At 59.6% G+C, this 22,617-nt stretch carries 20 protein-coding genes; 14 read left to right on the top strand and 6 right to left on the bottom strand.

Annotated elements, in window-relative coordinates:
* Positions 1-28: 28 nt before the first annotated feature.
* Positions 29-679, bottom strand: coding sequence for an N-acetyltransferase (locus tag QYH43_RS06685; protein ID WP_095059571.1), 651 nt, complete (start codon positions 677-679; stop codon positions 29-31).
* Positions 680-911: 232 nt separating this feature from the next.
* Here QYH43_RS06685 and xthA point away from each other — a divergent pair, with 232 nt between their 5' ends.
* Both xthA and QYH43_RS06675 read left to right on the top strand, forming a co-directional pair.
* Positions 912-1,724: an exodeoxyribonuclease III gene (xthA, locus tag QYH43_RS06680; RefSeq protein WP_095059572.1), complete on the top strand. Its 813-nt coding sequence runs from the start codon at positions 912-914 to the stop codon at positions 1,722-1,724.
* Between the two features lie 116 nt (positions 1,725-1,840).
* On the top strand, positions 1,841-3,181 hold the full coding sequence (locus tag QYH43_RS06675) for a phosphate ABC transporter substrate-binding/OmpA family protein (protein WP_301156687.1): 1,341 nt from the start codon (positions 1,841-1,843) through the stop codon (positions 3,179-3,181).
* A gap of 78 nt (positions 3,182-3,259) precedes the next feature.
* Here the strand turns inward: QYH43_RS06675 and QYH43_RS06670 are convergent, their stop codons facing one another.
* Positions 3,260-4,489 (bottom strand): acyl-CoA dehydrogenase, encoded by a 1,230-nt coding sequence (locus tag QYH43_RS06670; protein ID WP_057714131.1) that lies wholly within the window; start codon positions 4,487-4,489, stop codon positions 3,260-3,262.
* A 164-nt stretch (positions 4,490-4,653) separates the two neighbouring features.
* On the opposite strand from QYH43_RS06670, the gene QYH43_RS06665 reads away from it, so the two are divergent.
* The 3 genes from QYH43_RS06665 (at position 4,654) to QYH43_RS06655 (ending at position 7,185) form a co-directional block, all read left to right on the top strand.
* Entirely contained in the window at positions 4,654-5,589 is a 936-nt protein-coding gene (locus QYH43_RS06665) for a LysR family transcriptional regulator (protein WP_301156686.1), read from the top strand.
* A gap of 149 nt (positions 5,590-5,738) precedes the next feature.
* A complete protein-coding gene (locus QYH43_RS06660) occupies positions 5,739-6,140 on the top strand; it encodes a MerR family DNA-binding transcriptional regulator (RefSeq protein ID WP_057714129.1) in 402 nt (133 codons plus the stop codon).
* Positions 6,141-6,285: 145 nt separating this feature from the next.
* Positions 6,286-7,185: a hydroxymethylglutaryl-CoA lyase gene (locus QYH43_RS06655; protein ID WP_301156685.1), complete on the top strand. Its 900-nt coding sequence runs from the start codon at positions 6,286-6,288 to the stop codon at positions 7,183-7,185.
* Positions 7,186-7,848: 663 nt separating this feature from the next.
* Here the strand turns inward: QYH43_RS06655 and QYH43_RS06650 are convergent.
* Positions 7,849-9,543, bottom strand: coding sequence for an AMP-binding protein (locus tag QYH43_RS06650; protein ID WP_301156684.1), 1,695 nt, complete (start codon positions 9,541-9,543; stop codon positions 7,849-7,851).
* Between the two features lie 340 nt (positions 9,544-9,883).
* Between QYH43_RS06650 and QYH43_RS06645 the strand changes: the two genes are divergently transcribed.
* Genes QYH43_RS06645 through QYH43_RS06630 form a run of 4 tightly spaced genes read left to right on the top strand, consistent with a single transcriptional unit; the run spans position 9,884 to position 15,448 of the window.
* On the top strand, positions 9,884-11,047 hold the full coding sequence (locus tag QYH43_RS06645) for an isovaleryl-CoA dehydrogenase (protein ID WP_095059578.1): 1,164 nt from the start codon (positions 9,884-9,886) through the stop codon (positions 11,045-11,047).
* Between the two features lie 12 nt (positions 11,048-11,059).
* Positions 11,060-12,667 carry a carboxyl transferase domain-containing protein gene (locus tag QYH43_RS06640; RefSeq protein ID WP_095059579.1) on the top strand — a complete coding sequence of 536 codons (1,608 nt, stop codon included), beginning with the start codon at positions 11,060-11,062 and terminating at the stop codon, positions 12,665-12,667.
* Between the two features lie 13 nt (positions 12,668-12,680).
* On the top strand, positions 12,681-13,493 hold the full coding sequence (locus QYH43_RS06635; RefSeq protein WP_301156683.1) for a gamma-carboxygeranoyl-CoA hydratase: 813 nt from the start codon (positions 12,681-12,683) through the stop codon (positions 13,491-13,493).
* On the top strand, positions 13,493-15,448 hold the full coding sequence (locus tag QYH43_RS06630; RefSeq protein WP_301156682.1) for an acetyl/propionyl/methylcrotonyl-CoA carboxylase subunit alpha: 1,956 nt from the start codon (positions 13,493-13,495) through the stop codon (positions 15,446-15,448). The genes QYH43_RS06635 and QYH43_RS06630 overlap by 1 nt, the downstream gene beginning before the upstream one ends.
* 39 nt (positions 15,449-15,487) lie before the next feature.
* On the opposite strand, the gene QYH43_RS06625 is transcribed toward QYH43_RS06630, so the two are convergent.
* Positions 15,488-16,135, bottom strand: a complete 648-nt coding sequence (locus QYH43_RS06625; RefSeq protein ID WP_095151636.1) for a LexA family transcriptional regulator — start codon at positions 16,133-16,135, stop codon at positions 15,488-15,490.
* A 129-nt stretch (positions 16,136-16,264) separates the two neighbouring features.
* Between QYH43_RS06625 and QYH43_RS06620 the strand changes: the two genes are divergently transcribed.
* Both QYH43_RS06620 and QYH43_RS06615 read left to right on the top strand, forming a co-directional pair.
* On the top strand, positions 16,265-16,606 hold the full coding sequence (locus QYH43_RS06620) for a DUF3077 domain-containing protein (protein ID WP_095059583.1): 342 nt from the start codon (positions 16,265-16,267) through the stop codon (positions 16,604-16,606).
* A gap of 484 nt (positions 16,607-17,090) precedes the next feature.
* The gene (locus QYH43_RS06615) at positions 17,091-18,242 is read left to right on the top strand and encodes a M14-type cytosolic carboxypeptidase (protein ID WP_301156681.1); all 1,152 of its coding nucleotides are present in this window, start codon (positions 17,091-17,093) and stop codon (positions 18,240-18,242) included.
* Between the two features lie 73 nt (positions 18,243-18,315).
* On the opposite strand, the gene QYH43_RS06610 is transcribed toward QYH43_RS06615, so the two are convergent.
* Both QYH43_RS06610 and QYH43_RS06605 read right to left on the bottom strand, forming a co-directional pair.
* Positions 18,316-18,861, bottom strand: a complete 546-nt coding sequence (locus QYH43_RS06610; RefSeq protein ID WP_301156680.1) for a cytochrome b — start codon at positions 18,859-18,861, stop codon at positions 18,316-18,318.
* On the bottom strand, positions 18,858-19,952 hold the full coding sequence (locus QYH43_RS06605; protein WP_301156679.1) for a catalase family peroxidase: 1,095 nt from the start codon (positions 19,950-19,952) through the stop codon (positions 18,858-18,860). The genes QYH43_RS06610 and QYH43_RS06605 overlap by 4 nt, the downstream gene beginning before the upstream one ends.
* A gap of 158 nt (positions 19,953-20,110) precedes the next feature.
* Between QYH43_RS06605 and QYH43_RS06600 the strand changes: the two genes are divergently transcribed.
* From QYH43_RS06600 to zapE, 3 genes are all read left to right on the top strand, one after another.
* The gene (locus tag QYH43_RS06600; RefSeq protein ID WP_095059587.1) at positions 20,111-20,617 is read left to right on the top strand and encodes a sigma-70 family RNA polymerase sigma factor; all 507 of its coding nucleotides are present in this window, start codon (positions 20,111-20,113) and stop codon (positions 20,615-20,617) included.
* The gene (locus QYH43_RS06595) at positions 20,614-21,366 is read left to right on the top strand and encodes an anti-sigma factor (RefSeq protein WP_095059588.1); all 753 of its coding nucleotides are present in this window, start codon (positions 20,614-20,616) and stop codon (positions 21,364-21,366) included. The genes QYH43_RS06600 and QYH43_RS06595 overlap by 4 nt, the downstream gene beginning before the upstream one ends.
* Positions 21,367-21,455: 89 nt before the next feature.
* The gene (gene zapE / locus QYH43_RS06590; RefSeq protein WP_301156678.1) at positions 21,456-22,580 is read left to right on the top strand and encodes a cell division protein ZapE; all 1,125 of its coding nucleotides are present in this window, start codon (positions 21,456-21,458) and stop codon (positions 22,578-22,580) included.
* The last annotated feature ends 37 nt before the right edge of the window (positions 22,581-22,617 follow it).

The following is a 22,617-nucleotide window of genomic DNA, read 5'->3' as shown; positions in this document are numbered from 1 at the left end:
AGCCTTCAGCGCGCAAAAAGTTCGCTGTCTAGCCGGTTGCTGCCTGTAACACCTGCGGATTGGGATGAAAAAATACGTGCTCGCGGATAGGCCCTATCGCGACCTCGCCAATTTCTTCATAACCCTGGCGCTTGTAAAAATCCAGATAGCGAGGGTTGCCGGTATCGAGGATCACACCCTGAGAGCTTTCATCCACCGCGCACCAGTTATGCACGGCTTGCAACAGTTGTTCGCCGAAATGTTTGCCCTGGAACTGCGGATGCACGCCCAGCAATGGCAGGACATGCACCGAGTCGTTCGGCACGCACGCCGCCACAGCATCGTGATACTCAAGGTAGCGCCGAGTGCAGCGAAAACCGGTACTGAGCACCATGCGCAGACGCCAGGCCCAGCTTTCAGTGATACCCAGGCGTCGTTGTGGCGGGGCGATCAGGGCGATGCCGATCAAGCGATCGTTGACCAACAGGCCGATGGCCGGCAGATCCTGAAGAAAATGCTGCGTGACCAGTTCGCGCACGGTGGCGCGGACCCGCTGTTCATAACCGGGACGTTCGGCTTCGAACAGGTAGGCGAATGTCGGTTCATGCCGGTAAGCCTGATACAACAAGGAGCGCGCTTCGCGGGCGTAGCCGCTGTCGAGCATGTGAATATCAGCGATGGCGGTCGAGGTTTCGGGCATGACGGTCGTTCTCCCCGGCACAGCTCGAACGGCTGCGCTCTTGTTGTTACGAGCTCATTTGGGCGGACACAGTTCCTGGCGGATCGGAATTGAGTGTAGGCAATGAAATGGCCTTCGTGAGCAGGTTCGCTGCCAATACATTGCTGACAGACAAAGGCGAATCCCCTCCCCCCAACACTGGCCCGATTCCTACATGTCAGATAGCATCGCCCTTTTGCCAGGACTGCCGACCATGAAGATCGTCTCCTTCAACATCAACGGGCTGCGCGCCCGTCCCCATCAGCTGGCGGCGCTGATCGAAAAACATCAGCCCGACGTGATCGGGCTGCAGGAAACCAAGGTCCACGACGAACAGTTCCCGCTGGCCGAGGTTCAGGCACTGGGCTATCACGTGTATTTCCACGGGCAAAAGGGCCACTACGGTGTCGCCCTGCTCTCGCGCCAGGAACCCCTGGCCCTGCACAAAGGTTTCGCCACCGATGAAGAAGACGCCCAACGGCGTTTCATCTGGGGTACTTTCGCCGACGCCAATGGCGTGCCGGTGACCATCATGAACGGCTATTTCCCACAGGGAGAAAGCCGCGACCATCCGACCAAATTCCCGGCCAAGCAGCGTTTCTACAACGACTTGCAGCACTTGCTGGAAAGCCAGTTCAAGAACGATCAACCGCTGGTAGTGATGGGCGACGTGAACATCTCCCCGGAAGACTGCGACATCGGCATCGGCCCGGACAACATGAAGCGCTGGCTGAAAACCGGCAAATGCAGCTTCCTGCCGGAAGAGCGCGAGTGGATGGCACGCCTGAAGAATTGGGGCCTGACTGACAGCTTCCGGCACCTGAACCCGGAAGTGGCGGATGTCTTCAGCTGGTTCGACTACCGCAGCCGTGGTTTTGAGGACGTGCCCAAGCGCGGGCTGCGTATCGACGTGATCCTCGCGTCCCACGGTCTGTTGCCACGGGTCAAAGCGGCCGGCGTCGACTACGAACTGCGCGGTATGGAAAAACCTTCGGATCATGCGCCGATCTGGCTCGAATTGAGCTAAAAAGCAAAAGATCGCCGCCTGCAAAATCCTGCAGGCTGCGATCTTTTGACTGTCATCTTTTAGCAACCTCACTGACTTAATCTCCCGACACCTCCTTTGCTATATAAGGTGCCGGCATGATGCTGCGCGTGCTGTTCCTGTTGACACTCAGCCTTGGCTTGCCGCCGTTGGTCTCGGCCGACAATTTGCCGATGCCCGAGCACGGCCCGGTGCTGCGCATTCAGGGCTCCAACACCATTGGCGCAGCGTTGGGGCCGGCGCTGGTCGAAGGGTTGCTGCGTGAACAAGGTCTGCGCAATGTTCATCGCGAGCCCGCAGACACGGCCAACGAACTACGTATCGTGGGTGAAACCGGGCAAGGCCGACCAGTCATCGTGGAGTTGGCGGCCCACGGCTCCAGCACCGGTTTTACCGCACTGAAAACCGGCACCGCCGATCTCGCCGCCTCGTCGCGTTCGATCAAGGACAGCGAACTGGCCAGCCTCGAACCCCTGGGCGATCTGAAAACTCCCACGGCCGAACAGGTCATCGCCATCGACGGCCTGGCGATCATCCTTCATCCGGACAATCCGCTGCATCAACTCGACACCACACAATTGGCGCGTATTTTCAGTGGCGACGCCAAAACCTGGGAAGAAGTCGGCGGACACGGTGGGACGATTCATCTGTATGCGCGGGATGATCAATCCGGTACGTACGACACGTTCAAGGATCTGGTCCTTGATGGCCGCGGGAAAACGCTGAGCAGCACCGCCAAACGCTTCGAATCCAGCGAACAACTGTCAGACGCTGTCAGCGCAGACCCGCAAGGCATCGGCTTTATCGGCCTGCCCTATGTGCGCCAGGCCAAAGCCGTCGCCATCATCGACGGCCAATCCCAAGCCATGCTGCCGCTCAATAGCCTGATCGCCACGGAAGACTATCCGCTGTCCCGTCGTTTGTTCTTTTACCTGCCGCCGACCGGGAAAAATCCCTGGGCCCAATCGTTGGTGGACTACACCCAGAGCAGCAAAGGGCAAGCGATTGTCGCCGCCAACGGATTTATCGCCCAGACCGTCCAGGCCATGACCGTCACGCCGAATGCGCTGATGCCCGAGGGCTACCAGTCCCTCAGCCGTCATGCCCAGCGCCTGTCGGTGAACTTTCGCTTCGAAGAAGGCAGCGCCAGCCTGGACAACAAGGCGCGGCAGGACCTGACACGGGTGCTCGACTATATAAAGCAGCACGATAAAACGGCTGGGCAAGTGACACTGGTGGGGTTTGGTGATGCCAAGAGTGACCCGGCTCGCGCCGATCTGCTGTCGAAACTGCGGGCCATGGCGGTGCGGCGGGAGTTGGTGAAGGACGGCGTAGTGTTCCGCGAGATTCGCGGATTCGGCGCCGAAATGCCGGTGGCTGCCAACAGCAAGGATGAGGGGCGGATCAAGAATCGACGGGTTGAGGTTTGGGTGTATTGAATTGCAATGCGAACAAATGTGGCGAGGGGGCTTGCCCCCTCGCCACACATACTCACTGCCCACAAATTCTTTGCGGTCTTATTGCCCGCTGCGCATCATCTCTTTCGGCACATATTTGCCGATCTCGAATTTACCGATCGCCGCACGGTGCACTTCGTCCGGGCCATCGGCCAGGCGCAGGGTGCGTTGCATCGCATACATGTAGGCCAGTGGGAAGTCGTTGGAAACCCCTGCCCCGCCATGAATCTGGATCGCCCGGTCGATCACCCGCAAGGCCACGTTCGGCGCCACGACCTTGATTTGCGCAATTTCACTTTTGGCCACTTTGTTGCCGACAGTGTCCATCATGTACGCCGCTTTTAATGTCAGCAGGCGCGCCATGTCGATTTCCATCCGCGAGTCGGCGATCTTGTCGATGTTGCCGCCCAGGCGAGCCAGCGGTTTGCCGAACGCCGTGCGATTCACCGAGCGTTTGCACATCAGCTCCAACGCGCGCTCGGCCATGCCGATCGAACGCATGCAGTGGTGAATCCGCCCTGGGCCAAGGCGACCTTGAGCGATTTCGAAGCCGCGTCCTTCGCCCAACAGGACGTTTTCGTACGGCACCCGGACATTTTCAAAGTGCACTTCGGCGTGACCGTGAGGTGCATCGTCGTAACCGAACACGGGCAGCGGGCGCACGATCTTCACGCCAGGCGCATCCACCGGCACCAGAATCATTGAGTGCTGGGCGTGACGCGGTGCGTCGGGATTGCTCAGGCCCATGAAGATCAGGATCTTGCAGCGTGGGTCGCAAGCGCCGGAAGTCCACCATTTCTTACCGTTGATGACCCACTCGTCACCGTCACGCACAGCACGGGCGGCCATGTTAGTGGCGTCGGAGGACGCGACGTCCGGCTCGGTCATGGCGAAGGCCGAGCGGATCTCGCCACGCAGCAGGGGTTCGAGCCAACGCTGCTTTTGCTCTTCGTTGGCGTAACGCACCAACACTTCCATGTTGCCGGTGTCCGGCGCCGAGCAGTTGAATGGCTCAGGCCCCAGCAGTGAGCGGCCCATGATTTCCGCCAACGGCGCATATTCAAGGTTGGTCAGCCCGGCGCCCAGCTCGGACTCAGGCAGAAACAAATTCCACAGGCCTTCAGCCTTGGCCTTGAGTTTCAGTTCTTCCATGATCGCGGTCGGCTGCCAGCGATCGCCTTCGGCGACCTGACGTTCGAACACCGCTTCGGCGGGGTAAACGTAGGTGTCCATGAACGCAGTCACGCGCTCACGCAGTTCCTGAACCTTGGGCGAATAAGCGAAATCCATGAGCGAGATACCTTCTTGGGGGAGGTTGTTTAGGTCATGTATCGATGCTAGAACAGCGTTGATAATTTACCTAGCCTATTCTCGGCGTGTATAAACATTCATCACCGATATATGATCGGCTGATCTTCAAGGCCAGCCCGTCCACACAATAAGAGTGCCGCGCAATGAATCTGAGCAAGGTCGACCTGAACCTTTTCATCGTCTTCGACGCGATCTATACCGAAGCGAACCTGACCCGTGCGGGGCAAATCGTGGGCATCACCCAGCCAGCCGTCTCGAACGCTCTGGCCCGCCTGCGCGAGACCTTCAACGACCCTTTGTTCGTGCGTACCGCCCAGGGCATGGTGCCCACACCGATGGCGCAGAACATCATCGGCCCGGTGCGCAACGCCCTCTCGCTGCTGCGCATCTCCGTACAGGAAAGCCGCATTTTCAACCCGCAACAGGCGAACAAGACCTACCGCATCAGCATGACCGACCTCACGGAAGCAGTGATCCTGCCGCCGCTGTTCCAGCGCCTGCGTCGTCTCGCGCCGACGGTGATCATTGAAAGTTTCCTGTCCAAGCGCCGCGAAACCACCAAGGAGCTGGCAGCCGGTCGCCTCGATTTCGCCGTGGATGCGCCGCTCAACACCGACCCGCAGGTTCGCCACGTCAAATTGATGGAAGACCGCTACGTGTGTGCCATGCGCAAGGGGCATCCGCTGGCGGGCAAGGAAAAGCTCACCCTCGATGATTACCTGGGGCTGACCCATATCCATATTTCCAGCCGTCGCAGCGGCCTTGGTTATGTTGACCTCGCGCTGGGCAAGATGGGTATCCAGCGCAAGATCGCCCTGCGCTCTCAGCATTATTTGATGGCATCACAAGTGATGCAGCAGACGGACATGGTCATGACCGTGCCGGAGCGCTTTGCCCGTCGCAATGAGCTGCACGCCTTAAATCTGCCGGTCAACGACGTGCCGCCGGTGGAGACGCACCTGTACTGGCATGAAAGCACCGACCAGGATCCGGCCAACCGCTGGATGCGCGAACAAATGATCGAGTTGTGCCAGCAGGTGACGGCGCATGAGAAGAAGTTCGACGCTAAAATGGTGTAAAGCCATTCAAAAGATCGCAGCCTGCGGCAGCTCCTACATGGATACGCATTTTCCTGTAGGAGCTGCCGCAGGCTGCGATCCTTTTCGCCCCTTGACGTAAACGTCAACCTGCCATTAGCTTAGCGCCATGACCTTTCGTGAGCGCTTCCATGAGCAGCCAGACCTACAGCATTTCCGACCTCGCCCGCGAGCTCGACATCACCACCCGCGCCATTCGCTTTTATGAAGAGCAAGGCCTGCTCAGCCCTGAACGCCGTGGTCAGGAACGCATCTATTCGCCCCGTGACAAGGTCAGCCTGAAGCTGATCCTGCGGGGCAAGCGCATTGGCTTCTCCCTGGCCGAATGCCGTGAGTTGATCGAACTCTACGACCCGTCCAGCGGTAACACCAAGCAACTGCACAGCATGCTGGCGAAAATCAGCGAGCGCCGGGAGCAGCTTGAACAGCAAATGCTCGATATCGAGCAGATGAAACTGGAACTCGATACGGCGGAAGAGCGCTGCGTGCAGGCGCTGGAGCAGACGCTCAAAAGCCAGGAAGTCATTCAGTAAAACCCGGCCCCTGTAGGAGCGAGCCTGCTCGCGATGGTCGTTAACGATAACGCGTGCTTGCTGAATAACCGCGGTGGCTGGGAGCCCATCGCGAGCAGGCTCGCTCCTACAGGGCTCTTCGAACAATCAGCACAGGTCGAACCCCATGTCCCTTCCCTCCCACGTACGCCTTGTCGAAGTCGGCCCCCGCGACGGTCTGCAAAATGAAGCCCAACCCATCAGTGTTACCGACAAGGTGCAACTGGTCGACGCACTGACCGCCGCCGGGCTCGGCTATATAGAAGTCGGTAGCTTCGTGTCGCCCAAGTGGGTGCCGCAGATGGCAGGGTCCGCCGAGGTTTTCGCGCAGATTCAGCGCAAGCCCGGTGTGGTCTACGGCGCACTCGCCCCCAATTTGCGCGGTTTTGAAGATGCCCTCGCAGCCGGGGTCAAGGAAGTGGCCGTATTCGCGGCGGCATCCGAGGCGTTTTCGCAGCGCAACATCAATTGCTCGATCAGCGAAAGCCTGGAGCGTTTCGTACCGATCATGGACGCCGCCAGACAGCACGGCGTGAGTGTGCGCGGTTACGTGTCGTGCGTGCTGGGCTGCCCTTATGAAGGTAACGTCGCCCCGGAACAGGTCGCCGTCGTCGCTCGCGAGCTCTACGCCATGGGCTGCTATGAAGTGTCCCTGGGCGACACCATCGGTACCGGCACAGCTGGCGCGACCCGCCGGATGTTCGACGTGGTATCGGCCGATGTGCCCCGGGACAAACTGGCGGGGCATTTCCACGATACCTATGGCCAGGCGGTCGCCAACATCTATGCAAGCCTGCTGGAAGGCATCGCGGTGTTCGACAGCTCCATCGCGGGGCTCGGCGGCTGCCCTTACGCCAAGGACGCCAGCGGTAACGTTGCCACCGAGGACGTGGTTTACCTGCTCAACGGCCTGGGTATTCAGACCGGAATCGACCTGGATGCCCTGATCCGTGCCGGTCAGCAGATTTGCAACGTGCTGGGGCGGCCTACCGGTTCTCGGGTGGCCAAGGTACGTAGCGCGCAATAAGTGGGGGGAATATGTCCGGGTGTTACCGCTGTGGTCCGAAACGTGGGCAAAAGCGAGTAACACGGAAACAAAATATAGGGGATTACCTGAGAGGCAAAATCCCGATAAAACCCAAAGCATTGATTTTAAAGGGTTTTAAAAAGTTGGCACGGCTCCTGCTATATCTATCGCACAACAAGAATAAAAAAAATTGCAGCAACCCTAATAAAAACAAAACGTAACGACTCTGACATAACAAAAACAACACGGCAGAGACGCAGCTAACAGATTTTTTTGGAGAAGATGTGCTTTTCAGGGTGCTTTTCGGAGTTACCCGCAACCGGACAGAGAACAATAAAACTACCCTCAGGTAGCTCCCGTACTGGTTGGATCGCTCAGCGAAAAAGTAGATCAGCGCTCAAAAAAATACGTTTGCTCTTGATCCCGAATGGGGGTCGCAAAAAACAGCGGTAAAGGGCAACGGTTGCCAAAAACAAAAACAGACCGACCCTCAATAATAAAAAAAGAGCACGCGCAACGACAAATTAAAGGGGAGCTTCGGCTCCCCTTTGTGCTGTCTGCGATTTGGAATTCTCGATCCCGTAGGAGCTGGCTTGCTGGCGATGAACGATGACGCAGTCTGTCTGATGGACCGCGGCGCGCGCATCGCCAGCAAGCCGGCTCCTACGGGATCGCTTTGAGCTCCGCGACGCTGATTTCACGCATCCGGAATTTCTGGATCTTGCCGGTTACCGTCATCGGAAACTCTTCCACAAACTTGAAGTAGCGCGGCGTCTTGTAGTGCGCGATGCGCTCCTTGCACCAGGTTTGCAGCTCTTGCTCGGTGGCGCTGTGGCCCGGATGGAACTTGATCCAGGCAACGATCTCTTCGCCATAACGCGAGCAAGGAATGCCAATCACCTGCACGTCCGCAACGGCCGGGTGAGTGAAGAAGAATTCTTCCAGCTCCCGTGGGTAAACATTCTCACCGCCACGGATGATCATGTCCTTGTTACGTCCGGCGATGCACACGTAACCCTCCTCATTCATGCTCGCCAGATCACCGGTGTGCATCCAGCCGGCCTGATCAATGGCTTCTGCCGTACCTTCGGGGTTGTTCCAGTAACCGAGCATCACACTGTAACCACGCGTGCACAGCTCGCCGATGGTTCCGCGGGGCACAAGGTTGCCCGACTCATCGATGATTTTGCTTTCAAGTTGCGGTTGAGTGCGGCCGACGGTGGTCACGCGCAGTTCCAGGTCGTCTGAAGGACCGGTCTGCAATGACACCGGACTGGTTTCCGTCATGCCGTAGGCAATCTGCACTTCGCTCATGTGCATTTCGCTGATGACCCGGCGCATCACCTCGATAGGACAAGTTGCGCCCGCCATGATCCCGGTGCGCAACGTCGACAGGTCGAACTCGGCACGCTGCGGCTGATCCAGCATGGCGATGAACATGGTTGGCACGCCGTAGAGCGCTGTAGCCTTTTCTTCAGCGACCGTGTTCAGCGTCAGCAACGGGTCAAATGCATCGTTCGGGTAAATCATGGTGCTGCCGTGGGTCATGCAGCCAAGGTTGCCCATGACCATGCCAAAACAGTGATACAGCGGCACTGGAATCACCAGGCGATCATCGGCCGTCAGCCCGAGACTTTCACCGACCATGTAACCGTTGTTGAGAATATTGTAGTGACTGAGGGTCGCGCCTTTGGGGAACCCGGTAGTGCCTGAGGTGTACTGAATGTTTACGGGCTGATCGAAATGCAGGCTGTCCTCGCGCTGGCGCAACTGCTCGACCGAAACGCTGCCCGCCAGATCGGCCAGTTGCGACCACGGCAGAAAACCATTCGGCGGTTGCACATCCAGGCTGATGACGCCGCGCAGATCAGGCAAGCGCTCGCACTGCAATTGGCCAATGGATTGTTCTGCCAGCTCCGGCACCAGGCCTTGCAACATCGCGTGATAGTTGGACGTCTTGAAGGCCCCGGCGCACACCAGCCATTGGCAGCCGGACTGCTTCAATACGTACTCGAGTTCGGAACTGCGATAGGCGGGATTGATATTGACCAGAATCACGCCGATTTTCGCAGTGGCGATCTGCGTTATGCACCATTGCGCGCAGTTCGGCGCCCAGATGCCGAGACGATCCCCGGCTTGCAGGCCCAGCGTCAGCAATGCTCTAGCATGCAGATCCGCCGCGTCCCCCAGTTGTCGCCAGGTGTAGCGCAGCTGTTGATGGCGTACGACCAACGCCTCTGCGCTCGCATACTTCGCAACCGTGTTGTCGAAGGCCTGGCCGATGGTCATCGCCAGCAAGGCTTTGTCCTGAGAACCGCGGGTGTAACTACGCTGCGAACTTGCACTGGGTTGATCCATGACGACCCCTATTGTCTTTATTGATGGGCTTGCCGCGGCAACCTGTAGGAGTGACCTGTGGCGAGGGGGCTTGCCCCCGTTGGGATGCGCAGCAGCCCCAAAATTTCCGATGTCTCGAAGACCTTGTGGGTGCTGCGCACTCAAACGGGGGCAAGCCCCCTCGCCACTGGCCATCAACACAGGATGAGCCGCGCTCTATCTTGAACTGGCTCTACTCTCGCTTAAGTTGACGTTAACGTAAAGGGTGATTGACAGCCATTCGTCACAGGCTTACGTTAACGTAAAGGTGAGAGCTGTAGCACTGCCCTCCCTACCCTACAAAAAAGCCAAAAGGTGACCCATGAGCTACCCATCCCTGAACTTTGCCCTCGGTGAAACCATCGACATGCTGCGCGATCAGGTTCAGTCCTTCGTCGCTAAAGAGATCGCCCCGCGCGCCGCTCAGATCGACATCGACAACCTGTTCCCCGCTGACCTGTGGCGCAAATTCGGCGACATGGGCCTGCTGGGCATTACCGTGCCGGAAGAGTACGGCGGTGCCGGCCTGGGTTATCTGGCTCACGTTGTCGCAATGGAAGAAATCAGCCGTGGTTCGGCGTCGGTGGCACTGTCCTACGGCGCGCATTCCAACCTCTGCGTCAACCAGATCAACCGCAACGGCACTCACGAACAGAAATCCAAATACCTGCCAAAACTGATCAGCGGCGAACACATCGGCGCCCTGGCCATGAGCGAGCCGAATGCCGGTTCCGACGTGGTTTCGATGAAACTGCGTGCCGACAAACGTGGCGACAAGTACGTGCTCAACGGCAGCAAAACCTGGATCACCAACGGTCCGGATGCCAACACTTACGTGATTTACGCCAAAACCGACCTGGAAAAAGGCCCCCACGGCATCACCGCCTTCATCGTCGAGCGCGACTGGAAAGGCTTCAGCCGCAGCAACAAGTTCGACAAGCTCGGCATGCGCGGTTCGAACACCTGCGAACTGTTCTTTGATGACGTCGAAGTGCCGGAAGAAAACATCCTCGGCGTGCTCAACGGTGGTGTGAAAGTGCTGATGAGCGGCCTCGACTACGAACGCGTCGTGCTGTCCGGCGGCCCTACCGGGATCATGCAAGCCTGTATGGACCTGATCGTGCCGTACATCCACGACCGCAAGCAGTTCGGCCAAAGCATCGGCGAATTCCAGCTGATCCAGGGCAAAGTCGCCGACATGTACACCCAACTCAACGCCAGCCGCGCTTATCTGTACGCCGTGGCCCAGGCCTGCGAGCGTGGCGAAACCACACGCAAGGACGCTGCCGGCGTGATCCTCTACAGCGCCGAACGCGCCACGCAAATGGCCCTCGACGCGATCCAGATTCTCGGCGGCAACGGCTACATCAACGAATTCCCGGCCGGCCGACTGCTGCGTGACGCCAAGTTGTACGAAATCGGCGCGGGCACCAGTGAGATCCGTCGCATGCTGATCGGTCGCGAACTGTTCAACGAAACCCGCTAAACGGAGCTGTCCATGGCAACCTTGCATACCCAGCTCACCCCCCGTTCAGCGGAGTTCGCGGCCAACAGCGCGGCGATGCTCAAGCAGGTCGACGCCCTGCACACTTTGCTCGCTCAAGTGGCGCAAGGTGGCGGCCCCAAGGCTCAGGAACGCCACACCTCGCGGGGCAAACTGCTGCCTCGCGAGCGCATCAATCGCCTGCTCGATCCGGGTTCGCCGTTTCTGGAGATCAGCCAACTGGCGGCCTACGAGGTTTATGGAGAAGACGTTCCCGCGGCTGGCGTGATTGCCGGGATCGGTCGCGTGGAAGGCATCGAATGCATGATTGTCGCCAACGATGCCACCGTGAAAGGTGGCTCGTATTACCCGCTGACAGTGAAGAAGCACCTGCGCGCCCAGACCATCGCGCAGCAGAATCGCCTGCCGTGCATCTACCTGGTGGATTCGGGCGGCGCCAACCTGCCGCGTCAGGATGAAGTGTTTCCGGACCGCGAACACTTCGGCCGGATCTTCTTCAATCAGGCCAACATGAGCGCCATGGGCATTCCGCAGATTGCCGTGGTCATGGGTTCTTGCACCGCCGGTGGCGCTTATGTGCCGGCAATGGCCGACGAAGCGATCATGGTCCGCCAACAGGCGACGATTTTCCTCGCCGGTCCACCGCTGGTGAAAGCTGCAACCGGTGAAGTGGTCAGCGCTGAAGACCTTGGCGGGGCCGATGTGCACTGCAAGATCTCCGGGGTAGCGGACCATTACGCCGAGAGCGACGAACACGCGCTTGCCCTCGCCCGCCGCAGCATCGCCAACCTCAACTGGCGCAAACTCGGTGAGGTGCAACAGCGCGCACCGATCGCGCCGCTGTACGGCAGCGACGAGTTGTACGGCGTGGTCCCGGCCGACGCGAAGCAGCCATTCGATGTGCGCGAAGTGATTGCACGGCTGGTGGACGGTTCGGTGTTCGATGAATTCAAGGCACTGTTTGGGACTACATTGGTTTGCGGCTTTGCCTACCTGCACGGTTACCCGATCGCAATCCTCGCCAACAACGGCATCCTGTTCGCCGAAGCCGCTCAGAAAGGCGCACACTTCATCGAACTGGCGTGCCAGCGTGGCATTCCGCTGCTGTTCCTGCAGAACATCACCGGTTTCATGGTCGGTCAGAAATACGAGGCCGGCGGCATCGCCAAGCACGGCGCGAAACTGGTGACTGCCGTGGCTTGCGCCAAGGTACCGAAATTCACCGTGATCATCGGCGGCAGTTTTGGCGCCGGTAACTACGGCATGTGCGGCCGCGCCTATGACCCGCGCTTCCTGTGGATGTGGCCGAACGCGCGCATCGGCGTAATGGGCGCCGAACAGGCGGCCGGCGTGCTAGTGCAGGTCAAGCGTGAGCAGGCTGAACGCAGCGGCCAGGGTTTCAGCGCCGAGCAGGAAGCCGAGATCAAGCAGCCGATACTCGACCAGTACGAAGAACAGGGTCACCCCTATTATTCCAGCGCGCGCTTGTGGGACGACGGTGTCATCGACCCGGCCCAAACCCGCGACGTACTGGCCCTGGCCTTGTCCGCGTCGTTGAACGCGCCAATCGAACCGAGCCGCTTCGGCGTGTTCCGGATGTGATCGGGAGAAGAACATGAGCGACTTCAACACCCTCGAACTGCTGACCGACCCCCGTGGTTTCGCGACCCTATGGCTCAGCCGTGAAGAAAAGAACAACGCCTTCAACGCCGAAATGATCCGCGAGTTGATCCTCGCCCTCGATAAAGTGGCGAGCAATTCCAGCCTGCGATTCCTGATCGTGCGCGGTCGCGGCAAGCACTTCAGCGCCGGCGCCGACCTGGCCTGGATGCAGCAATCGGCCGAACTCGATTACGCCACCAACCTCGATGACGCCCGGGAACTGGCGGAGTTGATGTACAACCTGGCCAAACTGAAAATTCCGACCCTGGCCGTGGTGCAAGGCTCAGCCTTTGGTGGCGCCCTGGGCCTGATCAGTTGCTGCGACATGGCCATCGGCGCCGATGACGCGCAGTTCTGCCTGTCGGAAGTACGCATCGGCCTGGCACCTGCAGTGATCAGCCCGTTCGTGGTGCAAGCGATTGGCGAGCGCGCGACCCGTCGTTATGCCTTGACCGCCGAGCGCTTCGGCGGGCAACGGGCGCAGGAAATCGGTTTGTTGTCGGAGAGTTATGCAAGTGCCGAGCTGGAACAGAAAGTCGAGCAATGGATCGTCAATCTGTTGCTCAACAGTCCGGCCGCGATGCGCGCCAGCAAGGAGCTGCTGCGCGAAGTCGGCGACGGTTCACTGACCCCGGCATTGCGCCGCTACACCGAAAACGCCATCGCCCGCATCCGCGTCAGCCCTGAAGGCCAGGAAGGCCTGCGCGCCTTCCTGCAAAAACGTCCGCCGAACTGGCAAGCCGAAACCACCAAGGAGCCCCGCTGATGAGCGCACCTGTTATCACCACGCTACTGGTGGCCAACCGTGGCGAAATCGCTTGCCGGGTGATGCGCACCGCCAAGGCTCTGGGCCTGACCACCGTCGCGGTGCACAGCGCCACCGACCGTGATGCTCGCCATAGCCGGGAAGCCGATGTTCGCGTCGACCTCGGTGGCAGCAAAGCCGCCGACAGCTACCTGCAAATCGACAAACTGATCGCGGCGGCCAAGGCCAGCGGTGCCCAGGCGATTCACCCCGGCTATGGCTTTTTGTCGGAAAACGCCGGGTTCGCCCGCGCCATCGAAAACGCCGGCCTGATTTTTCTCGGCCCGCCCGCCTCGGCCATCGACGCCATGGGCAGCAAGTCCGCCGCCAAAGCCCTGATGGAAACCGCTGGCGTGCCATTGGTGCCGGGCTATCACGGTGAAGCCCAGGACCTCGACACCTTCCGCGATGCCTGCGAACGCATTGGCTACCCAGTGTTGCTCAAGGCCACGGCCGGTGGTGGCGGCAAAGGCATGAAAGTGGTCGAAGACGTCAGCCAACTGGCCGAAGCCCTGGCCTCGGCCCAGCGTGAAGCGCAATCGTCATTCGGCGATTCGCGGATGCTGGTGGAGAAATACCTGCTCAAACCGCGTCACGTGGAAATCCAGGTATTCGCCGATCAGCACGGCAACTGCCTGTACCTCAACGAACGTGACTGCTCGATTCAACGTCGGCACCAGAAAGTCGTCGAAGAAGCGCCCGCGCCGGGGCTGAGCCCCGAACTGCGTCGCGCCATGGGCGAAGCCGCTGTGCGCTCGGCGCAGGCCATTGGTTACGTCGGCGCCGGTACGGTGGAGTTCTTGCTGGATGCGCGCGGTGAGTTCTTCTTCATGGAGATGAACACGCGACTGCAAGTCGAGCACCCGGTCACCGAAGCCATCACCGGCCTCGACCTGGTGGCCTGGCAGATCCGCGTGGCCCGTGGCGAGGCCTTGCCGATGACCCAGGATCAGGTTCCGTTGATCGGCCATGCGATTGAAGTCAGGTTGTATGCCGAGGATCCGGGTAATGACTTCCTGCCGGCCACCGGCCGCCTGGCGCTGTACCGCGAATCGGCCCCGGGCGCGGGTCGCCGGGTGGACAGCGGCGTCGAAGAAGGTGACGAGATCTCGCCGTTCTACGACCCGATGCTGGGCAAGCTGATTGCCTGGGGTGAGGACCGTGAGCAGGCCCGTTTGCGCCTGCTGAGCATGCTCGATGAGTTCGCCATCGGCGGGCTGAAGACCAACATCAACTTCCTGCGTCGCATCGTTGCCCATCCCGCGTTTGCCGCCGCCGAACTGGATACCGGGTTCATTCCGCGCTATCAGGAACAACTGCTGCCGGCCCCTTCGCAACTAGATGACGAATTCTGGCAAGCCGCCGCACAGGCATTTACCCAAAGCCAGCCGAATGCAACCCGCGCCGATGACCCGAGTTCGCCTTGGTCGAACGCCAGCGGTTTCCGCTCCGGCCTGCCTCGTGAAATCACCTTGCACCTGAGTTGTGAGGACCAGGATCGCGCACTGACCTTGGGTAACGATTGTTCTCACACAGCACAGCTCAAGGGTGAGTACTTGCTGACCGAGCACAACGGTTTACGTCGCCAGCATCGCGCCATTCGCCATGGCGACTCTGTGTACTTGCAATGGGACGGTGAACTGCGCCGCATCGAGACTTACGACCCGATCAGCGCCGTCGAAGCCAGCCACAGCCATCAAGGTGGCCTGACCGCCCCCATGAACGGCAGCATCGTCCGCGTGCTGGTAGAGGCCGGCCAATCGGTGGAAGCCGGGGCGCAATTGGTGGTACTGGAAGCGATGAAGATGGAGCACAGCATTCGTGCGCCCCATGCCGGAGTGATCAAGGCGCTGTATTGCCAGGAAGGCGAGATGGTCAGCGAAGGCAGTGCGCTGGTCGAGCTGGAAGAGGCTTGAAATGAAGATCGGTCCTACGCTTTGCGTGGACCGATCTGACTAGAACCTGGTGGTTGCCTGAACCACCACGCCGATGATTCGGCATTCTTCTGAGTAAAGGGCTTTCGGATAGGTCGGATTGAGCGGAACCAGATAACGCTGCCCGCCCTCCTCGATCAACTTGCGAAACGTCGCTTCGGCACTGCCAGGCCATTGGGCAATGACCAGTTTGCCGGGCTCCGCCTCTACGTCCGGATCCACCAGGATCAGCATGCCTTCCGGGATGCTGACGCCGTTGGGAGCGGTCATTGCGTCACCCACCACCTTCAACCAGAATGCCGCGCCCCGGGCGTGATAGTCGGTCAATTCGAACTGCGCCTTGCCATACACCGCCAACTCGCCATCGCGTGCTTCGACAGGTTCGCGCCAGTCACTGACGGGGTAGCGGAAGTACGGGTTGTACTTGTGCGTCAGCGAAAGCTCGTCGTCCTGAGACGCCTGCGGCTCGCGGATCACCAGGGCCACTTCGAGGAACCCCAGGCCGAGCGCATGCAACACGCGATTCATGTCATCGATGCCAGGCTCGCGGCGCTTGTTGAGCCAGTGACCTATGCCACCCTGGGACATTCCGAGACGTTCGGCGAGTATTTCCTGAGTGATCTTGAGTTCACTCATCTTGGCCTTGACCAATTCGATCCATTTATCCATGTGCGGCACGATACGTGGGCGACTCCGGCCATCAAAACACACATTGTAGTATTTAATTGATCGTCACAAATACAAATCGTACTAGGATGGATTCACGGATCTGAATCAATCACGGAGCTTGCCATCGCCATGAACCAACCCGCCAACGACCTGCCCGACATGCAAATGGACACGTCCCTCACCTCGCCGCAGGGGTCCGCCGCTGCACAGCGTGCGCTGGACTATTACTTGAAACCGACTGTTTCAGAGGACATGAACGAATCGCGATTCTTTGATGTAAACCGCAATGTCAGCAGTGAGGAGGCACTGGTCCATGCCTCGGACCTGTTGCGATGCGCCGCCGCGACGGCGTTCGAGTCAGCCAGTCATTTGCAAGGAGCAAACCGGGACCTGGCGTTTTCGACGGTGCATATGATCGACATGGCCAAGGCGATGGTGGATCGCTCGCTGGAAGGGCATCAAAGAGGTTGAATTCGGGATGCAAAAAGGGAGGACGGAAAAGAATTTTCCAATCGAATAGATAAAAAAGTTTGACTTGCAAACGAGAATGATTATTATTGCAACAACTGGTCGCGAGATCAGTCGATGGACCAGGGACCTTAGGTCGGTCTCCTGGACTATCTCCTCATCAGGCTAATCACGGTTTTTGACCCGGCTTTTTGCCGGGTCTTTTTTTTGCCAGTTTTTCTGGCTTTGGCTTCAGGCTAATGAAGTCTTTTTGGGCACTGCCAATTTGATGGCGCGGATAATATCAAAAGAGCATCAGCTGGCAAGAGAAGCCCGTCTTCATTAGCTAAAATTAAAATAGAAATAGCACTTGAGAATCAATCGCACAGTCTCTAAGCTGCGTCCGCGTCATGGAGGACGCCCCCCTCACACCCCGCAATTTCCCTCGGTTTCACCCCTGTCTTGCGTGTAAAGTAGCTGCGATAAAAATCATATTCAGGAAACGATTATGACCGTGGCGAAATCCTCTTTCGATATCAGTGCCAACTTCGACAGTGGCAATATTGAAGTCCTGGATATCAGCAATCCATTGCAAGCATTGTTGGCCATCAAGCCCGATACCCGCAGCCCGCATTTCCAGTGGTTCCACTTCAAGGCCAGCGGCCTGCATGTCGGTCAGGAACACTGGTTCCGCCTGAGCAACGCCAGCAAATCCTCGTATAACAAAGCCTGGGATGGCTATCAGGCCGTCGCTTCCTACGACCACGTCAACTGGTTCCGGGTGCCGACCATTTTCGAAGGCGATTGCCTGCGCTTCAGCCTCGAAGCTACCGCCACCCACGCCTGGTTTGCCTACTTCGAACCCTACAGCCGTGGCCGCCACGACTGGCTGATCGAGCAAGCCCTGACCAAGGCCGGCACCGAACTGCTGGCGACCGGCAAGAGCGTCGAAGGGCGTGACATCCAGTTGCTACGCAAAGGCACCGGCGCTGAAGGCCGGCGCAAGGTGTGGATCATCGCCCAGCAGCATCCGGGCGAGCACATGGCCGAATGGTTCATGGAAGGCGTGATCGAGCGCCTGGAAAAGCGCGACGACCCGGTCCTGAACAAACTGCTGGCCAGCGCCGACGTGTACCTGGTGCCGAACATGAACCCGGACGGCGCTTTCCACGGTCACCTGCGCACCAACGCCATGGGCCAGGACCTCAATCGCGCCTGGCAAAGCGCCAGCCAGGAAATCAGCCCGGAGGTCTTTTTCGTACAGCAGCAGATGGACAAGTACGGCGTCGATCTGTTTCTCGACATCCATGGCGATGAAGAAATCCCTTACGTGTTTACCGCCGGTTGCGAAGGTAATCCCGGTTACACACCGCGCATCGCCAAACTCGAAGAACACTTCCGCAGCCATCTGAAGCACCTGACCAAGGACTTCCAGACCGCCCACGGCTACACCCTCGACAAACCGGGCGAAGCCAACATGACCTTGGCCTGCAACAGCGTTGGCCAGCAGTACGACTGCTTGTCGCTGACCCTGGAAATGCCGTTCAAGGACAACAACGATGCGCCGAATGTGCTGACGGGGTGGTCAGGCAAGCGTTCGAAACAGTTGGGCAAGGATGTGTTGACGACGGTGGCGGAGATGGTCGACTCCCTGCGTTGATCAACTTCGCAGGAAAATGAGCACACACTGTGGCGAGGGAGCTTGCTCCCTCGCCACGGATTTCCGCAGTTTTCTAACCGCGATCCCTGCCCCGCAACATGCTGTCCAGCACATCATCGCGGCGCACCCAACCGTGAAACAACGCCGCCGCCAGATGCAGCAATACGGTCAAAAACAGCAAATACGCCAGATACCCGTGCGCCTTGCGAAGGAATGCAAACACCTGCGCATTCGCCGACACAATGGATGGCAACTGCAGCGAACCACTGAGCATCACCGGCTCACCCGACGCCGAAATCATCGCCCAGCCAAGCAATGGCAAACCCAACATCAAGGCATACAGCAAGACATGCGACGCCTTGGCCGCCAACACTTGCCAACCCGGCAGGTCCGCCGGCAGCGGTGGTTGCGTGGTGGAGAAGCGCACCACCAGCCGCACGATCACCAGCAGCAAAATGGCGATACCCAAGGGTTTGTGCAGATGGATCAGCCATTCATGTCGCTCGGAGACCGAGGCGACCATACCGGCGCCGATAAACAGCATGGCAATGATCATCAGTGCCATCAGCCAGTGCAGCAGACGCGCCAGCGGGGCGAAGTGGTTCGGTTGAGTGCTCATTGCCGGGTCTCCTGTTTGGCGGCGGGCAATTGACTGACTTCGCTGGTGCGACGCAGGTAGGAATTGGCGTAACCGGCTGAACGAGCGGCGAGTAACGGGTCGTCGGACCCTTCGATCCCGGCAGGCAATACCAGCGGGTCGTAGTTGATGTCACGGCATTCGCCACTGAGTTGCGGCTGGGTGCTCTCAAGGACCAGGGTCCCGGCGTTCAAGACTTTGCGCCCTGTGGGCCAGGCCTTGCTGGCGTCGTCGACCGGGTCACCCGGGTTGGCCAGGGTGAGATTCAGTTGCCAGCGCAAGGGTCCTGCGGCGATGCGCTGCACCAGATCCTTTTCCAGAAAGTCGCCACCTTCGGATGCCATCGCACCCGGCACGTCTTGCGCCACCGGCACCATGCTCCAGCGCACGGCCTGGCGCTGCCCGGTGGCGTTGACCAGGTAAAACGCGTTGACGCTGTTGTAGGTTTCCGTCACATAGCTTGCCGACGGTTTGGCGGTCTTGACCCACGCCAGGAACGGCGCGGATTCCGGGTGCGAACCGAAGAACGCCGGCACCGCTTTAGGGTCCGGTTTGCCGGTCGCCGGATCGGGCGACTGGGCCTGTTGAAACTGGTAGAACGCTTCCGGCGTACCCACCGGGAACACCGGCATGCTGTTCATCCCGGTGCGCCATTGCTGGCCGTTGGCCTGAGTGAAGCGCAGTGCCAGGCTGCGGATCGGCACGGCGTTGTCCGGCGCATAAGGATTACCCGCCGGCAAGGCAAAACGCCCTACCACCGGGGTCCGCGCCTCATTGAACACCTGGGCGGTTGAATAACTGCGCGCCTCACCGCTGCTTTCGAAGTGCCCGATCACGCACACGCCTTTGGAGTGGTTGCGACGGAAACCGGGGTGCACGCCGTTGTTGGTTTCCAGCACATTGATCAGCTTTTTCGGCGTCAGGCGCTGTGGGTCGAAGGTGCCATTGACGTAGGCAAACGCCCCGGCCAGTACAGCGACGACGACGGCAATGCCGGTCAGGCGCAGTGTCAGGCTCGCGGCACTCAGCGGTGGCCGGTCCGGCCCCGTTGGCGGTGATGATCGATCTACCATGAAAGACTCCAGGGCCATCGGCCACAAGTGAGAAGAATCAAGCAGACGAACCGCACACCGGTTTATTCCCACGTGTGGTGTTTATTTTTCCAGGCGTGGAATAACCTCCCGTACCGGGCGTCTTCCTAGTCCACAGCGTAGTGACTAGCCAGAACCACATGAACGATATCGACGAACAACTGCGAGAAATCATTCCCCGATTGCGGCGATTTGCTGTGTCGTTGACGCGCAACCCAAGCAGCGCCGACGACCTGGTCCAGGCCAGCCTGGAGCGTGCGCTGTCGAGTTGGGGTGATAAACGTGTCGACGGTGATTTGCGCGCCTGGCTGTTTTCAATTCTCTATCGCCAATTTCTCGATGCGCACCGACGTTCCCGTAGGTATGCGCGCATGCTCGAATTTTTCACCGGGCGTGACGACCCGCAGCCTTCGGTGGAACGCACCGTCATCGCCCAGTCGACCCTTACCACCTTCGATCAATTGCCCACCGAGCAACGCGCGTTGCTGCTGTGGGTGTCCGTTGAAGGCCTGAGCTACAAAGAAGTCGCCGAGATTCTCGACGTTCCCATCGGCACCGTGATGTCCCGTCTGTCCCGGGCTCGACAGGCTCTGCGCCAGCTCAGCGATGGCGAAATCAATCGCCCTTCCCTGCGGAGACTCAAATGATCAGCATGCCCCCTGACGAGCGTGACCTTCACGCTTACGTCGACCATCAACTCAGCGACGCTGACCGACGTCTGATCGAGACTTTTCTCACCAGCAACCCGGACGTTGCCGCACAGGTCCGTGCCTGGCAGCAGGACGCCCAGGCACTGCGCGCAGCCCTCGGTGGCGCCTTGCAGCAACCGGCCAACCCGGACCTCGATCCGGTTGCGATTCGCCAACGCCTGAAACGCCAGTCGCGCCGTCACCTGGCCAGCGCGGCGGTGTTGTTCATCGCCGTCAGCGTGGGCGGCGTCAGCGGCTGGCAAGCACGCGAGATGACGATTGCCGCCGCTCCGCTACCGATGACCGACGCCTTGCAGGCGTATCGCCTGATTGCCCAGCAAGGCATCCTGCCGGCGGACTACAAGGTCAGCGATGACGGTGACATGCAAGGCTGGCTCGACCGCTATTTCACCCAGGCCAATCGCCTGCCTGACCTCTCGGGTGCGGGGTTCAAACCGGCCAGTGGGCGATTGCTCAGTACCGAGCAAGGGCCGGCGGCGATGGTGGTTTATGAAAATCAGGGCGGACAGAAAATCAGTTTTTATGTCCGGCCACCGGGGCCGAAAAACTTCCTGCTGCCAAGAGGCAGTCGTCGTGATAACGGCTTGCAGGCCGAGTATTGGTCGGGAGGTGGCTACAACTACGCAATGGTCAGCCCGGCGGACACACCGGCAGCGCAGATGCTCAGACAGACCGCGCAATTCTAGGGATCAACGTATCGCAGCAAAAACCGGCTCTGGTTACACTACGCCGCAGCGGCTCGGGGGAGCTCGCCAGTCAATGAAGGTGATATCACGTGGCCGTTCGACCACCCAAACGTTCGCGACTCACACCGCGCTGGTCCGCGTTGCGCCGCCTATTTGGCAAGGCATCGGTGCCGGGCTGCGCTGCGAGCGGTCAAGCCATCCACGACTACTTCCGCCACAAGGCGCACTCCCAGGGCTACACGCTCAGCCACAGCCAACAGCGTGTGATCGACTGCATGGCCTTGTATGCCTCAGCGTTGTCGGGGCCCTCGACGAGCGCCCTTCCCGGCCTTTACTTGCATGGCGCCGTGGGGCGCGGCAAAAGCTGGTTGCTCGACGGTTTTTTCCAGGCCGCTCCCCTGGAAAAAAAACAGCGTCTGCACTTCCATGATTTTTTTGCTCGCCTGCACCAGGGCATGTTCACCCATCGCGAGCAGCCCGACGCATTGACGACTTCTCTGGATGAATTGCTGAGCGATTGTCGGGTGCTGTGTTTCGATGAGTTCCATGTGCACGACATCGGCGATGCCATGCTCATCACACGGCTGTTCAAGGCCCTGTTCCAGCGCGGCACCCTGCTGCTGGTCACCTCCAATTACCCACCCGAGGGCCTGTTGCCCAACCCGCTGTATCACGCGCGCTTCAAACCGGTGATCGACCTGATCAACACTCGCATGCAGGTCATGGAAGTCGGCGGCCCCCACGACTATCGCAGCCAGGCCCGCACCCATGCGCAACAGCTCTTCACCCAAGGTCATTACGTCTGGCCGGCCAGCGCCGCACAACGGTTGTCGCTGAACCTGCCTGAACGCGACGCGCCGCCCGTGTCACTGCCTGTCGGCACCCGGCAGTTCCAGGCACGGTTCTGCGAAGGACGGCGTATCGGCTTCACCTTCGCCGACCTGTGCGACCGCCCCACGGCGGTGATGGACTATCTGGAGTTGTGCCGACGCTTCGACAGCTGGGTCATCGATGACCTGCCACCACTGAGCGAATGCACGATTGCCGCGCAACAGCGCTTTATCAATCTGATCGACGTGCTTTACGACCAGGACAAGCACCTGGTCTTGTTGGGGCAGCAATCGCTGCGTGACAGCCTGGGCGGTGATGCCATTGATCTGGCGCGTACCCGCAGTCGTTTGGGGCAACTGATGGAAGTCAGGGAGCCGGCCTGACAGGAAACATGCCGTTCCCGCTATCATGTCGCCCATT

The organism is Pseudomonas sp. C32 (assembly GCF_030417915.1).
Lineage (GTDB): Bacteria > Pseudomonadota > Gammaproteobacteria > Pseudomonadales > Pseudomonadaceae > Aquipseudomonas.
The sequence above is the reverse complement of the archived record's forward strand: the minus strand, read 5'-3'. Positions and strand labels throughout refer to the sequence as shown.

Excerpts from the sequence above, each read along its gene's own strand:
- QYH43_RS06610 (WP_301156680.1), bottom strand. The coding sequence starts at position 18,861 with ATGAGCACTCAACCGAACCACTTCGCCCCGCTGGCGCGTCTGCTGCAC.
- QYH43_RS06615 (WP_301156681.1), top strand. The coding sequence starts at position 17,091 with ATGACCGTGGCGAAATCCTCTTTCGATATCAGTGCCAACTTCGACAGT.
- QYH43_RS06685 (WP_095059571.1), bottom strand. The coding sequence starts at position 679 with ATGCCCGAAACCTCGACCGCCATCGCTGATATTCACATGCTCGACAGC.
- QYH43_RS06645 (WP_095059578.1), top strand. The coding sequence starts at position 9,884 with ATGAGCTACCCATCCCTGAACTTTGCCCTCGGTGAAACCATCGACATG.
- QYH43_RS06620 (WP_095059583.1), top strand. The coding sequence starts at position 16,265 with ATGAACCAACCCGCCAACGACCTGCCCGACATGCAAATGGACACGTCC.
- QYH43_RS06670 (WP_057714131.1), bottom strand. The coding sequence starts at position 4,489 with ATGGATTTCGCTTATTCGCCCAAGGTTCAGGAACTGCGTGAGCGCGTG.
- QYH43_RS06625 (WP_095151636.1), bottom strand. The coding sequence starts at position 16,135 with ATGGATAAATGGATCGAATTGGTCAAGGCCAAGATGAGTGAACTCAAG.
- QYH43_RS06665 (WP_301156686.1), top strand. The coding sequence starts at position 4,654 with ATGAATCTGAGCAAGGTCGACCTGAACCTTTTCATCGTCTTCGACGCG.
- QYH43_RS06630 (WP_301156682.1), top strand. The coding sequence starts at position 13,493 with ATGAGCGCACCTGTTATCACCACGCTACTGGTGGCCAACCGTGGCGAA.
- QYH43_RS06600 (WP_095059587.1), top strand. The coding sequence starts at position 20,111 with ATGAACGATATCGACGAACAACTGCGAGAAATCATTCCCCGATTGCGG.
- QYH43_RS06605 (WP_301156679.1), bottom strand. The coding sequence starts at position 19,952 with ATGGTAGATCGATCATCACCGCCAACGGGGCCGGACCGGCCACCGCTG.
- QYH43_RS06640 (WP_095059579.1), top strand. The coding sequence starts at position 11,060 with ATGGCAACCTTGCATACCCAGCTCACCCCCCGTTCAGCGGAGTTCGCG.
- QYH43_RS06655 (WP_301156685.1), top strand. The coding sequence starts at position 6,286 with ATGTCCCTTCCCTCCCACGTACGCCTTGTCGAAGTCGGCCCCCGCGAC.
- xthA (WP_095059572.1), top strand. The coding sequence starts at position 912 with ATGAAGATCGTCTCCTTCAACATCAACGGGCTGCGCGCCCGTCCCCAT.
- QYH43_RS06675 (WP_301156687.1), top strand. The coding sequence starts at position 1,841 with ATGATGCTGCGCGTGCTGTTCCTGTTGACACTCAGCCTTGGCTTGCCG.
- QYH43_RS06650 (WP_301156684.1), bottom strand. The coding sequence starts at position 9,543 with ATGGATCAACCCAGTGCAAGTTCGCAGCGTAGTTACACCCGCGGTTCT.
- QYH43_RS06660 (WP_057714129.1), top strand. The coding sequence starts at position 5,739 with ATGAGCAGCCAGACCTACAGCATTTCCGACCTCGCCCGCGAGCTCGAC.
- QYH43_RS06635 (WP_301156683.1), top strand. The coding sequence starts at position 12,681 with ATGAGCGACTTCAACACCCTCGAACTGCTGACCGACCCCCGTGGTTTC.
- QYH43_RS06595 (WP_095059588.1), top strand. The coding sequence starts at position 20,614 with ATGATCAGCATGCCCCCTGACGAGCGTGACCTTCACGCTTACGTCGAC.